The following is a 19,752-nucleotide window of genomic DNA, read 5'->3' as shown; positions in this document are numbered from 1 at the left end:
GAGCGGGGTGGTCCTAGAGGGGCGGGCTTGCCCCGCGATTGCTTTGCAACATCCGGTAACGGCTCCAAGGGTGAGTGGGAAAATGGGATTCACTACCATTTGCACCTCTCTAACCCCGAGGAGCATCCACCATGTCGCCCCGCAAGCCCCTACTGGCCGCCCTGGCCCTGACCTTGTTTGCCGGTTCCGTCCAGGCGGCGGATGATGAAGTGGTGGTGTACTCCTCGCGCATCGACGAGCTGATCAAGCCGGTATTCGATGCCTACACCGCCAAGACCGGGGTGAAGATCAAGTTCATCACCGACAAGGAAGCGCCGCTGATGCAGCGCATCAAGGCCGAGGGCCAGAACGGCGTCGCCGACCTGCTGCTCACCGTGGATGCCGGCAACCTCTGGCAGGCCGAGCAGATGGGCATTCTGCAGCCGATCAAGTCGGACATCATCGACAAGAACATTCCGCCGCAGTACCGCGCTTCGTCCCACGACTGGACCGGCCTGAGCCTGCGTGCGCGGACCATCATCTACTCCACCGAGCGGGTCAAGCCCTCGGAGCTGAGCACCTACGAAGCCCTGGCCGACAAGCAGTGGGAAGGCCGCCTGTGCCTGCGCACCGCAAAGAAGGTCTACAACCAGTCGCTGACCGCCACCCTGATCGAGACCCACGGCGAGGCCGAGACCGAGAAGCTGGTCAAGGGCTGGGTCAGCAACCTGTCCACCGACGTGTTCTCCGACGACAACGCCGTGATTCAGGCCGTTGCCGCAGGGCAATGCGACGTGGGTGTGGTCAACACCTACTACTACGGGCGCCTGCACAAGGCCGACCCGAATCTGCCGGTGAAGATCTTCTGGCCCAACCAGGGCGACCGTGGCGTGCACGTCAACCTCTCGGGCATCGGCCTGACCAAGCATGCCCCGCACCCGGAAGCGGCGAAGAAACTGGTCGAGTGGATGACGGGCGAGGAAGCGCAGAAACTGTTCGCCGACATCAACCAGGAGTTCCCGGCCAACCCCAAGGTCAAGCCGTCGGATGAAGTCGCGGCCTGGGGCAGCTTCAAGGCCGACAGCCTGCCGGTGGAAGTGGCGGGCAAGCGCCAGGCCGAAGCCATTCGCCTGATGGATCGGGCTGGCTGGAACTGAGTTTCAGCGCTTATCCTTTCGGGGCCGTTCAAGGCCCCTTCGCAGTTGAAGTCACTCCCAGACGTTGAGAGTGGCTTTGGCCGCGAACGACCGCACAGCGGTCGCAACCTGCAACCGAGATACCTGTCTTGCCCCACTCCCCCCAACGCCGCTGGTACCTTCCGGTCAGCCTTGTCGCCGCCCTGGTGCTCCTGCCCCTGAGCGTACTGGTGCTGTCGTGGCAGTCGATCGACACGCAGATCTGGTCGCACCTGCTCGACACCCAGATGAGCCGCCTGCTGGGCAACACCCTGACCCTGGTGCTGGGCGTGGGTGTCGGCGTCACCGTGCTGGGGGTCAGCCTGGCCTGGCTCACCAGTCTCTGTGAGTTTCCCGGCCGGCGCTGGCTCGACTGGGCACTGATGCTGCCCTTTGCCATTCCCGCCTATGTACTGGCCTTCGTCTTCGTCGGCCTGCTGGACTTCTCCGGCCCGGTGCAGAGTGCCTTGCGCGAGGTGTTCGGGCCGATGCGCCTGCCCCGGGTACGTTCGACCGGTGGGGTCATCATCGTGCTGGTGCTGGTGTTCTATCCCTATGTCTACCTGCTGGCGCGCACCGCCTTCCTGGCCCAGGGCAAGGGCTTGATGGAGGCCGCGAGGGTGCTGGGGCTGTCGCCGCTACAGGCGTTCTGGCGGGTGGCGCTGCCGATGGCGCGGCCGGCCATCGGCGCGGGCATCGCCCTGGCGTTGATGGAAACGCTGGCGGACTTTGGTGCGGTATCGGTGTTCAACTTCGATACCTTCACCACTGCCATCTACAAGACCTGGTATGGATTCTTCAGCCTGTCCGGTGCGGCGCAACTGGCCAGCCTGTTGTTGCTGGTCGTGATGCTGGTGCTCTATGGCGAACGCCGCGCCCGTGGCGCCAGCCGCAGCGGCAACGAGCGCCCGCGCGGGCAGGCGCTCTATCATCTGCGCGGGCTCAAGGCGCTGGCGGCCAGTGGCTGGTGCCTGCTGGTGTTCGCCTGCGCCTTCGTCATCCCGCTGCTGCAGTTGCTGGCGTGGTTCTGGCAGCGTGGCCGACATGACCTGGACGAACGCTATGGCGCATTGATCCTGCACACCCTGTACCTGGGCGCGATGGCGGCGTTGATCACCGTCAGCGTGGCACTGTTGCTGGCCTTCGCCCGGCGTCAGGCGCCCACGCCATCGATTCGTGCCGGCGTCGGCTTGGCCAACCTGGGCTACGCCTTGCCTGGTTCGGTGCTCGCGGTATCGATCATGCTGGCGTTCAGCTATCTGGACAATCAACTGGTGATCCCGCTTTCCACCTGGCTGGGCGGGGCCGGCAAGCCGCTGTTGCTGGGCAGTGTGGCTGCGCTGTTACTGGCTTATCTGGTGCGCTTCATCGCGGTGGCCTACGGGCCGCTGGAAAGCAGTCTGGAGCGGATCCGCCCGTCGCTGCCGGAGGCTTCTCGCAGCCTCGGCGTGGCCGGGCCGAGATTGTTTTTCAAGGTGTATCTACCGCTGCTGGTCCCGGGTGCGCTCAGTGCCGCGTTACTGGTGTTTGTCGATGTGCTGAAAGAGATGCCGGCCACCCTTTTGATGCGGCCGTTCGGCTGGGACACCCTGGCCGTGCGGGTGTTCGAGATGACCAGCGAGGGCGAATGGGCGCGCGCCTCGCTGCCGGCCCTGACCCTGGTGCTGGTAGGGCTTTTGCCGGTCATCGGCCTGATCCGTCGCTCCGCCTATCGCCCTGGGCATCCTCACTGAGGGTGCCAGCCCCCGCCCTTGCGGCTACAATGCGCGGCATTCGTAGAGGTGGGTCCTACAAGATCAGGTGCTGATTCAACAGCGCCGACCGCCTCTGCTTCGCCACGCCCGGAAGGAGAAACCCATGGGACAGCGCACGCCCCTGTACGACCTGCACCTGGCGCTTGGCGCCAAGACGGTCGATTTCGGCGGTTGGGACATGCCCCTGCATTACGGCTCTCAGGTCGAAGAACATCATCAGGTCCGCAGTGATTGCGGCGTCTTCGACGTTTCCCACATGACAGTCATCGACATCGACGGTGCCGACGCCACCCCCTGGCTACGGCGCCTGCTGGCCAACGACGTGGCCCGCCTCGAAAGCCCCGGAAAAGCCCTCTACAGCCCGTTGCTCAATGAGCAGGGCAAGGTCATCGACGACCTGATCGCCTACCGCACCGAAGACGGCTATCGACTGGTGGCCAATGCTGCCACCCGCGACAAGGTACTGGCCTGGTTGAACGCGCAGAGCGAAGGCTTTGCCGTCGGTATCGAGGTACGCCCCGATCTTGCGATCCTCGCCATCCAAGGGCCCCAGGCCCGCGAGAAGGTCGCCGCACTGCTCAGTGCTGCGCGTGCCGCGCTGATTCGCGAGCTGCGCCCGTTCGAGGGCGTCGGCGAAGGCGACTGGTTCATTGCCCGCACCGGCTACACTGGCGAAGACGGGTTGGAAATCATCTTGCCAGGCGATCAGGCCGCAACGTTCTTCTACGATCTGGTCGGCGCCGGCATTGCCCCCAGCGGCCTTGGCGCTCGTGACACGCTGCGCCTGGAAGCCGGCATGAACCTGTACGGCCAGGATATCGACGAAGCCCACACACCGCTGACCTCCAACCTGGGTTGGAGCATCGCCTGGGAGCCAGCCGAGCGCGATTTCATCGGCCGCAGCGGCCTGCTGGCGGAAATCGAGCGTGGTGTGCAGGACAAACTGGTCGGCCTGGTACTGGAGGAGCGCGGCGTTCTGCGTGCCCACCAGATAGTTCGTGTTGCCGGTATTGGCGAAGGAGAGATCACCAGTGGTAGTTTCTCCCCTACGCTAAGCAAGTCCATTGCCTTGGCGCGCGTGCCCATCGCCACTGGCGACCGCGCCGAAGTAGAGATTCGCGGCAAGTGGTATCCGGTGCGGGTGGTCAAACCGACCTTCGTGCGCCACGGCAAGACCCTGATCTGAACACTCAATTACCGGCGGTAGACCGCTGAGCCAACCGAGGAATACGACACATGAGCAATATCCCCGCCGACCTGCGTTTTGCTGAAAGTCATGAATGGGCGCGCCTGGAAGCCGACGGCACCGTGACCGTGGGTATCAGCGATCACGCCCAGGAAGCTCTGGGTGATGTGGTGTTCGTCGAACTGGCCGAAGTCGGCAAGGTGTTCGCCGCGGGCGACGCTGCGGGGGTGGTCGAGTCGGTCAAGGCCGCATCCGACATCTACGCCCCGGTCGGCGGCGAAGTCATCGCCGTCAACGAGGAGCTGGCCGAAAGCCCTGAGCTGCTCAATGAAGCGCCCTACGAATCGTGGATCTTCAAGCTCAAGCCAAGCGACAAGGCCGAGCTGGACAAACTGCTGGACGCGGCGGGCTACAAGGCTGCCATCGGCGAGTGATGGTGTGCGGCCGAGGCCGCACGAAGGGGCTGCCTGGCAGCCCCGATGGCCTTAGTTCAGCGCAACGCCCAAGGCCTGTGCACAGGCTTGCAGCGAACGTCGTTCGCTCTGGGCGTACAGCGCCAGTTCGTCCTGCACCTTGAGGCCCAGCGCTGCCTCGAAGGCATCGCGGTTGGCATTGCTGCCATAGTCAGCCTGGGCATCGTCGCCAAGGTTCGACTGGAAGATCCCTGCGGCACTGACCGGCAGGAAGTCCTCGTACACCAGCGCCTCGAAATGCACATGGCCAGCGTCGATCAGGCCTTGTAGCGTGGACGGTCGATCCTGGCGATCTCGCTCGGCCAGGCCTTTTTCGGTGGCGAAGTAACGGAAGTAGGCCAGCCCCTGCTCGCGCATCTGCGTCAGATCATCCGGGAATTCGGCAAAGTGCTGCGCCAGCAGCGTCTTGTAGTGCTCGGCATTGGTTTCGGCCGGCACCCCGTTGAGGGCGGCCCGGGTAGCGTCGAGCAGGCGGTCGTAGAGCGCACGGCCTTTGGGGGTCAGCGCCGCACCCCGTTGCTCGATTTCGCCGAAGCGCGCGGTGTGGCTGCCCTGGGCATCGCTGAACGCGACCTTTTCCTGCAATGCCTTGAAGCTGGTCTGACGCAGCAGTATCGGGTGGCGCCGGGTGGGTGGGCCTTCGACCACGGCTTTGGGCGGAATGCCCTTGGCCGGCATGCCGACCTGGATTGCATCGATGTCCAGGGTGCGTGGGGTCAGGTGATTGATATGCGGGCCCTTGAAGGCCACCACATCGGCGATCAGGCGGTGCTGGTCGTGCAGTTGCTGGTACTGTTCGGCGGTGACCGTGGCCTGCTGGTGCCAGCGGAAGGTGTGCAGCGCCTCCTGTACGAAGGTTTCGGCATCGGCCGCGCTCAGGCCGCCGTCGCGTTCGCACTGAGCGATCAGCTCCTGCACGCGCGGGGTGAAGATCTGGCGCTTGGCCAGGATGTCCTGGGCCAATGCGCGCAGGGGCGGGTTATCGATCAGCTCCAGGCGCAGCAGCGAGGTGAACACGCGGAACGGGCTGATGTGCAGCGCCTGTTCGTGCACCGCGCGAAAGGCGGTGGAGTGCACCGGAACCCCAGCCGAGCTCAGGTCGTAGTAGCCAACCGGCTCCATGCCCATGACGGCGAACAGGCGGGCGATGGTCGCCAGCTCTTCGGCGGTGCCGACACGGATCGCGCCATGGCGCTCCTGATCCAGGCGTTCGACTTCACCGGTCCAGCGCAGGGCCTGGGCGACTTCAGGCTGCTGGGCCATGACCTGCTGGTTGATTTCGCTCACCAGCTCCAGCAGCGTGCCGTAGAGCGGCACTTCCTGTTTGTACATGAGCGACATGGCGGCAGAGAACTGCGCGCGGATGCTGTCGGGGCTGACGAAATCGTGGGCGGGCATCGCTAGCTTCCTGAAGGTCAGTAGATACCCTTACATGAAAGCGGGGAATGGACTTTGTCCACAAGCGAAAAAAAGTGTGAGGGTCATTCCTTTTGCTATTGAATTTGCCGGCCCTATCGCATCACCCCGGCAACTGCGCGCGAATCCATTCCACCAACGCCCGCACCTTCGGCACCTCCGCCGCATGTTCGGCGAACGCCAGGTAGTGCTTGCCATTGCTCGGCATCGCATGGTTCCAGGCCACTACCAGGCTGCCTTCGGCCAATTCCTTGGCCGCCAGATAGCGCGGCACCAGGGCCACGCCGCAGCCGGACTGTGCGGCGCTGAGCGCCATGTAGAAGGTATCGAAGCGCGGACCATGGTAGCTGTTGTCGGTGTGCAGCCCCTGTTCCAGGAACCATTCATGCCAGGCCTCCGGCCGCGAGGTGCTTTGCAGCAGCACCTGCCTGGCCACCGCACCGGGGCCGTCCAGCTCTTGTCCGCCCAGCAGCTCCGGGGCGCACACCGGCACCACCTCTTCGCCGAACAGTTCCACGCAGGTCGCACCCGGCCAGGTGCCCTGGCCGAAAAAGAACACCACGTCGGCCGAGCCCTGCAGCAGGGCGAAGGGCTCCATCTCGTTGCGGATGTCCAGGTGGATGTTGGGGTGGCGTTTGCCAAAGCCCTTGAGCCGAGGAATCAACCAGCGCACGCCAAAACTCGGTTGAGTGGCTACTTTCAATACTTCGGTCTGTTCGCCATAGGTGAGGACATAGCGGCTGGACATGTCCACCTGGGTGAGGATCTTGTTGACCTCGGCCAGGTACAGCGCACCCGCCGGCGTGAGCTGCAGGCGCCGTCGGATGCGCAGGAACAGGTGGTGACGCAGCATCTCTTCGAGCTGTGCCACCTGCTTGCTGACGGCGCTCTGGGTCAGGTGCAGCTCTTCGGCGGCGCGGGTGAAGTTCAGGTGACGGGCGGCGGCCTCGAAGCACTGCAAGGCTGTCATCGACGGAACCAGGCGTTTGGACATGGCACTCTCTAGGGCTGCGATACCATTCCGCAGGGGAATGATAAGAGGAATAAAGGTCGTTTGTTGCAGCAATGTAATCGGATTAATACTGATCCCCATCACCTTTTCAACCCTTCACCCGATGTAGGAGAAGCACAATGGTTGCTGCATTGCTCGAGCGCCTCGGCGTCGCCGCCGCGGATTACACCCAGGGCGACTACCCTGTTCACACGCCGATCGACGGCAGCCAGATCGCCTCGGTGAAATTGCTCGGCAAGGCCGAGACCATCGCCCGCATCGACCAGGCGCAAGCAGCCTTCGAAGCCTGGCGCAACGTGCCGGCCCCGCGTCGCGGCGAGCTGGTGCGTCTGTTTGGTGAAGTGCTGCGTGCGCACAAGGCTGACCTTGGCGAGCTGGTGTCCATCGAAGCCGGCAAGATCACCCAGGAAGGCCTGGGCGAAGTGCAGGAGATGATCGACATCTGCGACTTCGCCGTCGGCCTGTCGCGTCAACTCTACGGCCTGACCATCGCCTCCGAACGTCCGGGCCACCACATGCGTGAATCCTGGCATCCGCTGGGCGTGGTCGGGGTGATCAGTGCCTTCAACTTCCCGGTTGCGGTATGGGCATGGAACACCACGCTGGCGCTGGTAGCCGGCAACTCGGTGGCGTGGAAACCGTCGGAAAAGACCCCGCTGACCGCACTGGCCTGCCAGGCGCTGTTCGAGAAGGCCCTGAAAGCCTTTGGTGAGGCGCCGCAGGGCCTCAGCCAACTGGTGATCGGCGGGCGTGAAGCCGGTGAAGCCCTGGTCGATGACCCGCGTGTACCGCTGGTCAGCGCTACCGGCAGCACCCGCATGGGCCGTGAAGTGGGCCCGCGGGTTGCGGCGCGCTTCGGTCGCAGCATCCTCGAACTGGGCGGCAACAACGCCATGATCCTCGCCCCGAGCGCCGACCTCGACCTGGCCGTGCGCGGCATCCTGTTCTCGGCCGTGGGCACCGCTGGCCAACGCTGCACCACGCTGCGCCGGCTGATCGTCCACCGCTCGATCAAGGACGAAGTGGTCGCCCGTGTCAAAGCCGCCTACGGCAAGGTGCGCATCGGCGACCCGCGCAAAGACAACCTGGTCGGCCCGCTGATCGACAAGCTGTCGTTCGACGCCATGCAGGGCGCGCTGGCCAAGGCGCGCGACGAGGGTGGGCAGGTCTTCGGTGGCGAGCGCCAATTGGCCGACCAGTACCCCAATGCCTACTACGTATCGCCCGCCATCGCCGAGATGCCGGCGCAGAGCGAGGTGGTGCGCCACGAAACCTTCGCGCCGATTCTCTACGTGCTGGCCTACGATGACTTCGAAGAGGCCCTGCGCCTGAACAACGAAGTGCCACAGGGCCTGTCGTCGTGCATCTTCACCACCGACATCCGCGAGGCCGAGCGCTTCCAGAGCGCCTCGGGCAGTGATTGCGGTATCGCCAACGTCAACATCGGCACCAGCGGCGCGGAAATCGGCGGCGCGTTCGGTGGCGAGAAAGAGACGGGTGGTGGCCGTGAGTCCGGTTCGGATGCGTGGAAGGGCTACATGCGCCGTCAGACCAATACCGTGAACTACTCGCGTGAGCTGCCGCTGGCGCAGGGCATCGTGTTCGACTGAGGTGAATGGCCGGGGGCTTTGGCCCCCGGTTCGCGGGACAAGTCGGGGCGCCGAACCGCCGCTCCTACAGGGATCGCGCAGGCGATGGGGATCCCTGTAGGAGCGGGCTTTTCCCGCGATTGGGCGGTACGCCGACCTAACCGCAACAAGAACAATATTGCTGGAGCCGGGCCATGTCCGAACTGCGTCAAGAATGTCTGTGGGAATCGATCACCCGACCGACCGTCGCTTCACAGGCGCTGGCCGGTGAGCACACGGCCGATGTCTGCGTGATCGGCGCAGGAATCACCGGGCTGTCGGCTGCGATCCACCTGCTCGAACAGGGCAAGTCGGTCATCCTGCTGGAGGCCTGGAAGGTTGGACATGGCGGCTCCGGGCGCAATGTCGGGCTGGTCAACGCCGGGACCTGGATCCGTCCCGACGATGTCGAGGCGACCCTGGGGCTGGAGCAGGGCGGGCGCCTGAACAAGGTGCTTGGCGAGGCGCCCGGGGAAGTCTTCGCCATGATCGAACGCCTGGGCATCGACTGCCAGGCCCAGCACAAAGGCAACCTGCACATGGCGCACAACGCCACGGGCCTCGCCGACCTCGAGGCACGCCATGAACAATGGCGACGCCGGGGTGCCGACGTGGAGCTGCTGCGGGGTGCCGAATGCCAGGAATACTGCGGTACCGACAAGATTTCCGCCGCGCTGCTCGACCGCCGCGCCGGCACCATCAACCCCATGGGCTACACCCAAGGCCTGGCCGCAGCGGTGCAGCGTCTGGGTGGCAAGCTGTTCCAGCAGTCGCCTGTCGAAGGCCTGACGCGTGATGGCGACGGCTGGCGAGTCGCCACCAACCGTGGCAGCGTGCGCGCCGACAAGGTGGTGATTTCCACGGGCGCCTACACCGAAGGCGACTGGAGCCACCTGCAGAAGCACTTCTTCCGCGGCTACTACTATCAGATCGCCTCCAAGCCGCTGCAGGGTGCGGTGGCCGACAGGATCCTGCCCCATGGCCAGGGCTCGTGGGATACCCGCACCGTGCTCAGCAGTATCCGCCGTGATGATCAGGGTCGCCTGCTGCTCGGCAGCCTGGGCCGGGTCGACAACAAGCCGGCGTGGTTCGTGCGCAGTTGGGCCGATCGCATCCAGAGCCATTACTTCCCTGAGTTGGGCAAGGTCGAGTGGGAAATGCACTGGACCGGCTGCATCGACTTTACCCCCGACCACCTGATGCGTCTGTTCGAACCGGCGTCGGGAGTGGTAGCGGTGACAGGCTACAACGGCCGTGGCAATACCACGGGCACCGTGATTGGCCGGGCTCTTGCGCAGTTTCTGCTCAAGGATGATCCGGACCGCCTGCCGATCCCGTTCTCACCGATGAAGCCGGTGAGTGCGCCTTCGTTGCGCACGGCATTCTACGAGTCGGGCTTCTCGCTGTATCACGCAGGGCAGTGCCTGCGCGTGGTGCTGTGATTGCACTGGCCCCTTCGCGGATAAACCCGCGAAGGGGCCCGCTTATTTGTGCAGCCAACTCAGAAAGCCGCCCTTCTTCACCGCTGCCGGCTTCTGCATCAGCAGCGACTCCCGGCTCTGCAGCCTGAACCGCTGCAGCTTGTTCAACGCCTGCACCACGTCGCCGCGCTCGGCCAGGCAACTGCGCACCTGCTCCTTGTCGATCCGGTACAGCAGGCAGCCAGTCAGGGTGCGGAACTCGGCGAACGAACTGTTCTCGTCCATGATGCCCTCGATCCCCAGCACTTCCCCCGGCCCCATGCGCCCGGCCTCCACGCGCTTGTCGCCATTGCGGATCGAGGCCTGGACCACGCCGCTGCCGATCACCAGCAAGTGATCGGACTGTTGGCCGACATCCAGGATCACCTGGTCGGCCAGATACTCCACCGCCATCATGCGCTGGCTGAGGGCATCGCGTTCCTCGCTGCTCAGCGAACGGAACACCCGCACTTCGTCGAGCAGCTCACGCTGTCGGCTACGCGGGGCGACGGCCAGGTCGAGGTTCCACATCACACCGCTGGCCTCGAGATGGCGGTGGGCGAGGTCGAACAGCAGGTTGCGTACGTCGGTCTTTTGCGCCGCGTCGGCGATGAAACCGCTGGCCTCGTATTCCACCGACTCCAGCGTCGAGGCTTTCACCGACACTTTCGCTGCGGGTGACGGCAGCAGGGCGCTGGTGCCTTGCAGGGCCTTCTCCAGCGCGTCGAACACCCGCTTGGGGCGGATTCTGGCGGGTACCACCACACTGATCGAAACCCCGTGGCGGTCGGCTGGCCGGCTGTGGTTGAGCAGGCGCGCCTTGGCCGCCACCGAGTTGGGAATCACCGCCAGGCTGCCGCTGCCGGTGATCAGCCGCGTGGCGCGCCAGTCGATATCCACCACCTTGCCCTCGGTGCCGTCGATGGAGATCGAGTCGCCGATCTGGTAGGGCCGCGTGGTGTTGAGCACGATGCCGGAGAACACGTCGGCCAGGGTGCTCTGCAGCGCCAGGCCGATGACGATGGCCATCACTCCGGAGGTCGCCAGCAGCCCTTTGACCGGCAGTTGCAGGACATAGGCCGCCGCCGCCACGGCTGCGGCAAGAAAGATCAGCGCGCCCACGACATCCTGCAGCAGGCGCCCGCCGTGACTGCCGCGGGCGATCATCAGCAGGCCGAACACCACCGTCACCGTGCGCGCTCCGAACAGCCACCAGCCGATGGTCAGCACCGTGGCGATCAGGTTGCGCGCGACATCGTCCGCCCATGGCGGCGGTTGCAGCGGGCTCATGCCGGCGGCCAGCAGGACGGCGCTGAAGATCACGAAGATGCCCAGGCGCGTGACGATACGCCAGGCGCGGCGCTCCAGCGGGATCAGTTGCCAGAGCAGCAGGTCGAGGAAGATCAGGCAGGTTCCCAGCAGCAGGGGGTAGGACTGGATGAAGGCCAGCATGGTGGTCTCGGGGCTAGGGGAGGGCTGAGGGGTAGTAAAGAGCAGGTTGGTTGCCCAGGCAATGGGGCATCTGTGGGTGTGGGTTTACCTGTGAAAAGGGCGACATCCGTTTCATCGTTCCAAAAAAAGAACGCTAAGGCCGTTTTTCACTATCTACCGCCAGAAACGCGATGTTTTTAATCTGTGCCCATGCAGTCGAGACAACAACCCAACCCACCCGAAGGAGCACGACCATGAGCCAATTCACCTACAACCGCCTGAACAAAGACGACGCCGCCGTATTGCTGGTGGACCACCAGGCAGGCCTGCTGTCGCTGGTCCGCGACATCGAGCCGGACAAGTTCAAGAACAACGTGCTGGCCCTGGCCGACCTGGCCAAGTTCTTCAACCTGCCGACCATCCTCACCACCAGCTTCGAGCAAGGCCCCAACGGCCCGCTGGTGCCAGAGCTCAAGGCCCTGTTCCCGGACGCGCCCTACATCGCCCGCCCTGGCCAGATCAACGCCTGGGACAACGAAGACTTCGTCAAGGCAGTGAAGGCCACTGGCAAGAAACAGCTGATCATCGCCGGTGTGGTAACTGAAGTGTGCGTGGCCTTCCCGGCGCTGTCGGCCCTGGCCGAAGACTTCGAAGTGTTCGTGGTGGCCGATGCCTCCGGCACCTTCAACGAGATGACCCGCGATGCCGCCTGGCGCCGCATGGAAGCTGCCGGTGCGCAACTGATGACCTGGTTCGGCGTGGCCTGCGAGCTGCACCGCGATTGGCGCAACGATGTCGAAGGCCTGGCCGCGCTGTGCTCCAACCACATCCCGGACTACCGCAACCTGATCACCAGCTACAACGCTCTCACCGCTGGCAAGTGACCCACCCCGCCAGGCGCCACCCACGGCGCCTGGTCAAATTTTGCTCAGGTATTCAGCGATGAACAACAGCAGCGTGGTCACCCTGGTGATCCAGCACAAAGTCCGGGCCGATGCCCTGGCGCACTACGAGACCTGGTTGCGTCGTACCGTCGGTGTTGCCCGCCGCCAGCCTGGTCATCTGGACGTGAACGTGATTCGTCCGGATGACAATGGCGGCCAGTTCACCACCGTGGTGCGTTTTGCCGATGCAGGGCAACTGCGTGCCTGGGTCGATTCACCGGAGCGCCAGCGCCTGGTCGCCGAAGTGCTGCCGCTGCTGGAAGAGGGTGACCAGACCCGTATCCACGACGATCCGGAGTTCTGGTTCACCCCGTCCAGCACGCCAGCCACACAGCCTGCGCGCTGGAAGCAGGCGGTGCTCACTTATCTGGTGATCTGCCCGATGACCCTGCTGGTGCCCCAGTTGCTGGCGCCGCTGTTCGCAAAGGTGCCGCCGCTGGGCGGGCCGTTGGCCAGCAACTTGCTGGTCAACCTGTGCGTCATCCTCCCGGTGGTGTTCTTCATCATGCCGTGGGTGACGCGCCGCTGCGCCGGATGGCTGCGCCGTTGAGCGCACGCCTGACGATCCACTGCTAGCGTTCAATCGCCTGCCGATCACCCCACCGGACGGAGAGCACCATGAACCAGGATCCCACCGACAAGAGCCGCCGCCGTTTCCTCGCCAACAGCACCCTGCTCGGTGCGGCCGGCGCGCTCTGGTCCGCACTGCCCTTCACCGATTCCGCCCATGCCGACATTTCAGGAGATCCCATGACCGCAGACCTCATTCTGTTCAACGGCAAGCTGCACACCGTCGACCGTGAAAACCCCACAGCTACCGCCGTGGCCATCAAGGACGGGCGCTTCGTCGCCGTGGGCAGCGATGCCGAGGCCATGGCCCACAAGGGCAACAGCACGCAGATCATCGACTTGAAGCAGCGCACGGTGATCCCCGGCCTGAACGACTCGCACCTGCACCTGATCCGCGGCGGCCTGAACTACAACCTCGAGCTGCGCTGGGAAGGCGTGCCATCGTTGGCCGACGCCCTGCGCATGCTCAAGGAGCAGGCCTTGCGCACACCCACGCCGCAATGGGTACGGGTGGTGGGTGGCTGGAACGAATTCCAGTTCGCCGAAAAGCGCATGCCCACCCTCGAAGAAATCAACCAGGCAGCGCCTGACACGCCGGTGTTCATCCTGCACTTGTATGACCGGGCGCTGCTCAACCGCGCCGCATTGCGTGCCGTCGGCTATACCAAGGACACGCCCAATCCGCCCGGTGGCGAAATCCAGCGTGACAAGTTCGGCAACCCGACCGGCATGCTCATCGCCCGCCCCAACGCGACCATCCTCTACGCCACCCTGGCCAAGGGGCCGAAGTTGCCGCTGGAGTACCAGGTCAACTCGACCCGCCAGTTCATGCGTGAGCTCAACCGTCTCGGGCTGACCAGCGCCATTGATGCCGGTGGCGGCTACCAGAATTTCCCGGATGACTATTCGGTGATCCAGCAGCTGGCCGACAACGACCAACTGACCGTGCGCATCGCCTACAACCTGTTCACCCAGAAACCCAAGGAAGAACTGGACGACTTCAAGAAGTGGACTTCAAGCGTCAAGGTCCACAGCGGCACCGACTTCCTGCGCCATAACGGTGCTGGCGAGATGCTGGTGTTCTCCGCCGCCGACTTCGAGGACTTCCTCGAGCCGCGTCCGGACCTGCCGCAGACCATGGAAGAGGAACTCGAACCGGTGATCCGTCACCTGGTCGAGCAGCGCTGGCCGTTCCGTCTGCATGCCACCTACGACGAGTCCATCTCGCGCATGCTCGATGTGTTCGAGAAGGTCAACCGCGATATCCCGTTCAACAACCTGCCGTGGTTCTTCGACCACGCCGAAACCATCTCGCCGAAGAACATCGAGCGGGTGCGGGCGTTGAATGGCGGGATTGCCATCCAGGACCGCATGGCCTTCCAGGGTGAGTATTTCGTCGACCGCTACGGCGCCAAGGCTGCAGAGAAAACCCCGCCGATCCAGCGCATGCTCGCCGAGGGCGTGCCAGTGGGTGCTGGCACCGATGCCACCCGGGTGTCGAGCTACAACCCCTGGACCTCGCTGTACTGGATGGTCAGCGGCAAGACCGTCGGCGGCCTGGAGCTGTACCCGGAAGGCCTGAGTCGCGCCACGGCGCTCGAGCTGTTCACCCATGGCAGTGCCTGGTTCTCCAGCGAGCAGGGCAAGAAGGGGCAGATCAAGGTCGGGCAGTTGGCTGACCTGGCGGCGCTGTCGCTGGACTTCTTCAGCGTCGAGGAAGAGGCGATCAAGAGCATCGAGTCGGTGCTGACGGTGGTGGATGGCAAGGTGGTGTACGGCGCGGCGGAGTTCGACAAGCTCGGCCCGGCGCAGATTCCGGTGGTGCCCGAGTGGTCGCCGGTGGCCAAGGTGCCGGGCCACTGGCGGGCCGGTGCGCCGCTGGCTGCGGCGGTACACCAGTGCGTCGGGCCGTGCGGGGTGCATGCGCACAGCCATGAGAAGGCTCGGCATTCGAGCGTGCCGGTGAGCGACTATCAGGGCTTCTGGGGAGCGCTGGGCTGCTCCTGCTTCGCGTTCTGACGCTCAAGCCATATCGCTGACCGCAAACTCATCGGCCAGATGGTCGATCAGCGAGCGCACCGAAGGCAGCAGCCCGCGCCGCGACGGGAAGATCGCATGGACGATCCCGCAGCGCGGCTGCCACGCCGGCAACATCTCCACCAGGCGCCCCTGGGCCAGGTCCTCGCGCACCGCCACCCGCGGCAAGTGCGCGATGCCCACCCCCGCGACCACGAAATGCCGCAGCGCGAACAGATCATCGGTGACCATGCGCGGCGTGTGCGCGATCACCAGCTTGCGCGCCATGTCCTCCCCCTGAAACAGCTCCCATTGATACTTCTGCTGCGCCGCGCCCCAGTGCAGGCTCGGCAGCGTGCTCAACATCTGCGGTTCGAAACCCTCGGGCAGCTGGGCGAGAAACGATGGATGGCCCACCAGGCATTGGGTGCTGTTGCTCAGCACCTTCATCACCATGTCGGTGTTCTCCAGCGGCGGGAAGCGCACCCGTAGCGCCACATCGAAGCCTTCATGCAACAGGTCGACGCGACGGTTGGTGCTCTCGATGAACAGCTCCACCTGTGGGTACTTGAGCATGTAGCGCGTGAGCATCGGCCCGACCCACGAGTTGAGCAGGGTAGTGGGGCAACTGATACGCACCAGGCCACGTGGTTCGCTGCGGTTGCGCTCGATGATCTCTGCCGCGCCCTCGGCTTCCACACGCATGGCCAGGCAACGGTTGTAGTAGGCCTGGCCGATCTCGGTCAGCGAACAGTGGCGGCTGGTACGGTGCAGCAGGCGAACGCCAAGACGGTCTTCCAGGTCGGCGATGCGCCGGCTGAGTTTCGACTTGGGCATGTCCAGCGCCCGGCCCGCCGGGGCGAAGCCGCCATGCTCGACGACCTGGGTGAAGAAATAGAGGGAATTCAGATCTTCCAAGATCGTTCTCCAGATAGAACGCTACAGACAATTTTTGCAGTCTACCGCATCAAAGGTGATGTTTTTAATCTGTACTCATCAACGCGCACTACCCCACCTACCGCACATCGAAGACACATTTGGGAGTACAGACCATGAGCCAATTCACCTACAACCGCCTGAACAAAGACGACGCCGCCGTACTGTTGGTCGACCATCAGGCAGGCCTGCTGTCGCTGGTCCGCGACATCGAGCCGGACAAGTTCAAGAACAACGTGCTGGCGCTGGCCGACCTGGCCAAGTTCTTCAACCTGCCGACCATCCTCACCACCAGCTTCGAGCAAGGCCCCAACGGCCCGCTGGTGCCAGAGCTCAAGGCCCTGTTCCCGGACGCGCCCTACATCGCCCGCCCTGGCCAGATCAACGCCTGGGACAACGAAGACTTCGTCAAGGCAGTGAAGGCCACTGGCAAGAAACAGCTGATCATCGCCGGTGTGGTAACTGAAGTGTGCGTGGCCTTCCCGGCGCTGTCGGCCCTGGCCGAAGACTTCGAAGTGTTCGTGGTGGCCGATGCCTCCGGCACCTTCAACGAGATGACCCGCGATGCCGCCTGGCGCCGCATGGAAGCTGCCGGCGCGCAACTGATGACCTGGTTCGGCGTGGCCTGCGAGCTGCACCGCGACTGGCGCAACGACGTCGAAGGGCTGGCCGCGCTGTGCTCCAACCACATCCCGGACTATCGCAACCTGATCACCAGCTACAACGCTCTCACCGCTGGCAAGTGACCCACCAATGGCCGGTCGGTACGCCTCGTGGCCGACCGGTCAGCTGCGCGATGGAATGTTCCTCGCGCCCCGTACTCAAGATCCAGACCTACCCGACTTTCAGGAGATTCCGACATGAGCACACTAGTTACCCGCGATGGCACCGCGATCTATTACAAGGACTGGGGCAGCGGCAAGCCCGTGCTGTTCAGCCACGGCTGGCCGCTGGACGCCGACATGTGGGATGGCCAGATGGAATTCCTGGCCAGCCGCGGCTATCGCACCATCGCCTTCGACCGCCGCGGCTTCGGGCGTTCCAGCCAGCCGTGGAACGGTTACGACTACGACACCTTCGCCGATGACATCGCCCAGCTGATCGAGCACCTGGACCTGCGCGACGTCACCCTGGTCGGCTTCTCCATGGGCGGTGGCGATGTCACCCGCTATATCGCCAAGCATGGCAGCGAGCGCGTGGCCGGGCTGGTGCTGCTGGGGGCGGTAACCCCACTGTTCATCAAGACCGCCGACAACCCCGAGGGTGTCGACAAGTCGGTATTCGACGGCATCCGCGACGGCCTGCGCGCCGACCGCGCGCAGTTCATTTCCGACTTCGCCGCGCCGTTCTATGGCATCAACCATGGGCAGAAAGTCTCCCAGGGCGTACAGGCCCAGACCCTGAACATTGCCCTGCTGGCCTCGCTCAAAGGCACCATCGACTGCGTAACGGCGTTCTCCGAAACGGATTTCCGCCCGGATATGGCCAGGATCGATGTGCCGACCCTGGTGATCCACGGCGATGACGACCAGATCGTGCCGTTCGAGACCACCGGCAAGAAAGCCGCCGAGATGATCAAGGGCGCGCAGTTGAAGGTATATCCCGGTGCACCACACGGCTTTGCCGTGACCCATGCGCAGCAACTGAACGACGACTTGCTGGCATTTCTGGCGAAGTGACCGGCTGAGGCCGGGCCTGCGCGACTGCGGCATCGAGGGCGACTGGAGACAGTCGCCCTTTTTGCTGTTTGTGTGGCGGGTTTTGTTTGAGCGACGTTCGTGTCACCCAACTCAGTCGCTATCCGATTCGAACAACCGCTCCAGCTCCACCCTGGCCTCCTTGGCCGTCTGCATCACCTTCGCCCGGTCATCGCGAACCCGCCCCTGTGCCTCCAGCACCTGCTGGTCGTGCTCGGTGAAGCGCTGGATGCGGTCTGCCGCCTGGGTCTCGCTCAGGCCGAGGCCGATCAGGGTCAGGCGGGTCATCTCCAGGCTCGAGTAGAAGGTCTCGCGAATCGGCTCGGCGCCGACATCGAGCAACTTGTGCACGTGCTGGCGGTTACGCGCGCGGGCGATCACTTTCAGGTGCGGGTACTCATGCTTGACCCGCTCGGCGATGCGGATGGTCGCTTCCGGATCGTCGGTGGTGATGACGAAGTACTCGGCCTCGCCGACCTTGGCTGCATGCAGCACCTCGGGGCGCATCGGGTCGCCGTAGAACACCGGGGCCTGTTCGAAGGTGCGGGTCATCTCGATGGCATCGACCGAGGTATCCAGGGCGATGAAGGAGACTTTCTGTGCCCGCAGGATACGCGCCACGATCTGCCCCATGCGGCCCATGCCGATGATCACCACGCGCGGAGCGTCAGCCTGGATCGTGCGGTATTGCTCCGGCACTTCGCGCGCTGGCGCCGGGCGCTTGATCAGGCGCGAGCTGGCCAGCAGCAACATCGGCGTCAGGGCCATCGACAGCGTGATGGTCATCAGCAGCAGATCGTAGGTGTAGGTGTCGAACAAGCCTTGGTCCTTGCCCAGCTTGAACACCACGAAGGCGAACTCACCTCCTGCCGCCAGCACCAGCCCCAGGCGTAGCGCGCTCAGGTTGTTCAGCCCGCCCACCGCACGCCCGACCAGCATCAGCAGTGGCAGTTTCACCGCTACCAGCAGCAAGGTCAGGCCCAGCAGCAGCGCGGGTGCCTCCAGCAGCAGGCCAAGGTTGGCGCCCATGCCGACGCTGATGAAGAACAGCCCCAGCAGCAGGCCCTTGAACGGTTCGATCTGCGACTCCAACTCGTGCCGGTATTCGGAGTCGGCCAGCAGCAGGCCCGCGAGGAACGCGCCCAGCGCCATGGAAATGCCGGCTTCCTCCATCAGCCAGGCCGTGCCGATCACCACCAGCAGTGCGGTGGCCGTGGACACTTCCGGCAGGCCGGTACGGGCGACGATGCGAAACAGCGGGCGCAGCAGGTAGCGGCCGCCGACGATGACGATGGCGATGCTGCCGAACACCCGCAGGCCATGTTCGATGCTGTCGCCGTGGCTGGTGTCCGGGCCGCTGGCCGCCAGCAGGGGCACCAGCGCGATCAGCGGGATCGCGGCAATGTCCTGGAACAACAGGATGGCAAAGGCCAGGCGCCCGTGGGGGGCGTTCAGTTGCTTGCTTTCGGCCAGGCTCTGCAGGCCCAGTGCGGTGGATGACAACGCCAGGCCCAGGCCGAGCACCACCGCCGCTGGCAGGGACTGGGCAAAGCCGAACAGGGCGATGGCACCGATGATCGCGCCGGTCAGCACCACTTGTGCCAGGCCTACGCCGAACACCGCCTTGCGCATCAGCCACAGACGTCGTGGGGAAAGTTCGAGGCCGATGATGAACAGCAGCAGGACTACGCCCAGTTCGGAAATGTGCGCCACGCTCTCGGTGTCGCGAATCAGGCCCAACGCTTGTGGACCGATGGCCACGCCAGCCAGCAGGTAGCCGATGACGGCACCCAGTTGCAGGCGCTTGGCCAGAGGCACGGCGACGACGGCGGCAAGCAGGAATATCACTGCGGTCTGCAGGATGCTGCCTTCATGTGGCATGGGTAGAACTCCAGGAGGCTTGGATGAAGCGCTGTGTGAGCAGGCGCCGGGGACGGTAGGCATTTTCGTCTCGGCGGGGGGAGTGGGCAACCGTAGGGGGTGGGAAGCAGCGTTCAGGATTTGGAGCCTTTGCAGCCCTCAAGGGCCTCTTCGCGGGCAAGCCCGCTCCTACAAATGTGGGAGCGGGCTTGCCC

Annotated in this window: 16 protein-coding genes; 11 read left to right on the top strand and 5 right to left on the bottom strand. The window is 64.4% G+C overall.

Going from position 1 to position 19,752, the window contains the following annotated elements; translation table 11 throughout:
- Positions 1 to 131: 131 nt before the first annotated feature.
- The 4 genes from HU748_RS15560 to gcvH all read left to right on the top strand — a co-directional run bounded on the left by HU748_RS15560 (position 132) and on the right by gcvH (position 4,528).
- Positions 132 to 1,136 (top strand): extracellular solute-binding protein, encoded by a 1,005-nt coding sequence (locus HU748_RS15560; protein WP_186721030.1) that lies wholly within the window; start codon positions 132 to 134, stop codon positions 1,134 to 1,136.
- Positions 1,137 to 1,264: 128 nt separating this feature from the next.
- Positions 1,265 to 2,887, top strand: coding sequence for an iron ABC transporter permease (locus HU748_RS15555; RefSeq protein ID WP_186709952.1), 1,623 nt, complete (start codon positions 1,265 to 1,267; stop codon positions 2,885 to 2,887).
- A gap of 124 nt (positions 2,888 to 3,011) precedes the next feature.
- Positions 3,012 to 4,094 (top strand): glycine cleavage system aminomethyltransferase GcvT, encoded by a 1,083-nt coding sequence (gene gcvT / locus HU748_RS15550; RefSeq protein WP_186669867.1) that lies wholly within the window; start codon positions 3,012 to 3,014, stop codon positions 4,092 to 4,094.
- A 50-nt stretch (positions 4,095 to 4,144) separates the two neighbouring features.
- Complete coding sequence (gcvH, locus tag HU748_RS15545) at positions 4,145 to 4,528, top strand: glycine cleavage system protein GcvH (protein WP_186709948.1); 384 nt, start codon at positions 4,145 to 4,147, stop codon at positions 4,526 to 4,528.
- Between the two features lie 51 nt (positions 4,529 to 4,579).
- Here the strand turns inward: gcvH and HU748_RS15540 are convergent, their stop codons facing one another.
- Positions 4,580 to 5,965, bottom strand: coding sequence for a VOC family protein (locus tag HU748_RS15540; protein WP_186721029.1), 1,386 nt, complete (start codon positions 5,963 to 5,965; stop codon positions 4,580 to 4,582).
- Positions 5,966 to 6,086: 121 nt separating this feature from the next.
- Positions 6,087 to 6,977 carry a LysR substrate-binding domain-containing protein gene (locus tag HU748_RS15535; protein ID WP_186669864.1) on the bottom strand — a complete coding sequence of 297 codons (891 nt, stop codon included), beginning with the start codon at positions 6,975 to 6,977 and terminating at the stop codon, positions 6,087 to 6,089.
- A 137-nt stretch (positions 6,978 to 7,114) separates the two neighbouring features.
- On the opposite strand from HU748_RS15535, the gene HU748_RS15530 reads away from it, so the two are divergent.
- Positions 7,115 to 8,605: an aldehyde dehydrogenase family protein gene (locus HU748_RS15530; protein ID WP_186669863.1), complete on the top strand. Its 1,491-nt coding sequence runs from the start codon at positions 7,115 to 7,117 to the stop codon at positions 8,603 to 8,605.
- Positions 8,606 to 8,778: 173 nt separating this feature from the next.
- Complete coding sequence (locus HU748_RS15525) at positions 8,779 to 10,065, top strand: FAD-binding oxidoreductase (RefSeq protein ID WP_186721026.1); 1,287 nt, start codon at positions 8,779 to 8,781, stop codon at positions 10,063 to 10,065.
- Positions 10,066 to 10,107: 42 nt separating this feature from the next.
- On the opposite strand, the gene HU748_RS15520 is transcribed toward HU748_RS15525, so the two are convergent.
- Entirely contained in the window at positions 10,108 to 11,535 is a 1,428-nt protein-coding gene (locus HU748_RS15520) for a mechanosensitive ion channel family protein (protein ID WP_186721024.1), read from the bottom strand.
- A gap of 233 nt (positions 11,536 to 11,768) precedes the next feature.
- Here HU748_RS15520 and ycaC (HU748_RS15515) point away from each other — a divergent pair, with 233 nt between their 5' ends.
- From ycaC (HU748_RS15515) to HU748_RS15505, 3 genes are all read left to right on the top strand, one after another.
- Positions 11,769 to 12,398: an isochorismate family cysteine hydrolase YcaC gene (ycaC, locus tag HU748_RS15515; protein ID WP_054893711.1), complete on the top strand. Its 630-nt coding sequence runs from the start codon at positions 11,769 to 11,771 to the stop codon at positions 12,396 to 12,398.
- Positions 12,399 to 12,456: 58 nt separating this feature from the next.
- Positions 12,457 to 13,008, top strand: a complete 552-nt coding sequence (locus HU748_RS15510; protein WP_186669860.1) for an antibiotic biosynthesis monooxygenase — start codon at positions 12,457 to 12,459, stop codon at positions 13,006 to 13,008.
- Positions 13,009 to 13,208: 200 nt separating this feature from the next.
- On the top strand, positions 13,209 to 15,047 hold the full coding sequence (locus tag HU748_RS15505; protein WP_186670025.1) for an amidohydrolase: 1,839 nt from the start codon (positions 13,209 to 13,211) through the stop codon (positions 15,045 to 15,047).
- A gap of 3 nt (positions 15,048 to 15,050) precedes the next feature.
- Here HU748_RS15505 and HU748_RS15500 read toward each other — a convergent pair whose 3' ends face one another.
- Positions 15,051 to 15,962 carry a LysR substrate-binding domain-containing protein gene (locus HU748_RS15500; protein WP_186721022.1) on the bottom strand — a complete coding sequence of 304 codons (912 nt, stop codon included), beginning with the start codon at positions 15,960 to 15,962 and terminating at the stop codon, positions 15,051 to 15,053.
- A gap of 134 nt (positions 15,963 to 16,096) precedes the next feature.
- On the opposite strand from HU748_RS15500, the gene ycaC (HU748_RS15495) reads away from it, so the two are divergent.
- Both ycaC (HU748_RS15495) and HU748_RS15490 read left to right on the top strand, forming a co-directional pair.
- Positions 16,097 to 16,726: an isochorismate family cysteine hydrolase YcaC gene (ycaC, locus tag HU748_RS15495; RefSeq protein WP_054893711.1), complete on the top strand. Its 630-nt coding sequence runs from the start codon at positions 16,097 to 16,099 to the stop codon at positions 16,724 to 16,726.
- A gap of 114 nt (positions 16,727 to 16,840) precedes the next feature.
- Positions 16,841 to 17,659, top strand: a complete 819-nt coding sequence (locus HU748_RS15490; RefSeq protein ID WP_186721021.1) for an alpha/beta hydrolase — start codon at positions 16,841 to 16,843, stop codon at positions 17,657 to 17,659.
- A 111-nt stretch (positions 17,660 to 17,770) separates the two neighbouring features.
- On the opposite strand, the gene HU748_RS15485 is transcribed toward HU748_RS15490, so the two are convergent.
- Entirely contained in the window at positions 17,771 to 19,558 is a 1,788-nt protein-coding gene (locus tag HU748_RS15485) for a monovalent cation:proton antiporter-2 (CPA2) family protein (RefSeq protein WP_186669852.1), read from the bottom strand.
- Positions 19,559 to 19,752 lie beyond the last annotated feature (194 nt).

This window comes from Pseudomonas sp. RW3S2 (genome assembly GCF_014268955.1).
GTDB classification, from domain to species: domain Bacteria; phylum Pseudomonadota; class Gammaproteobacteria; order Pseudomonadales; family Pseudomonadaceae; genus Aquipseudomonas; species Aquipseudomonas wayambapalatensis.
Note: the sequence above shows the minus strand (reverse complement) of the source record. Positions and strands in the feature narration are given on the sequence as shown.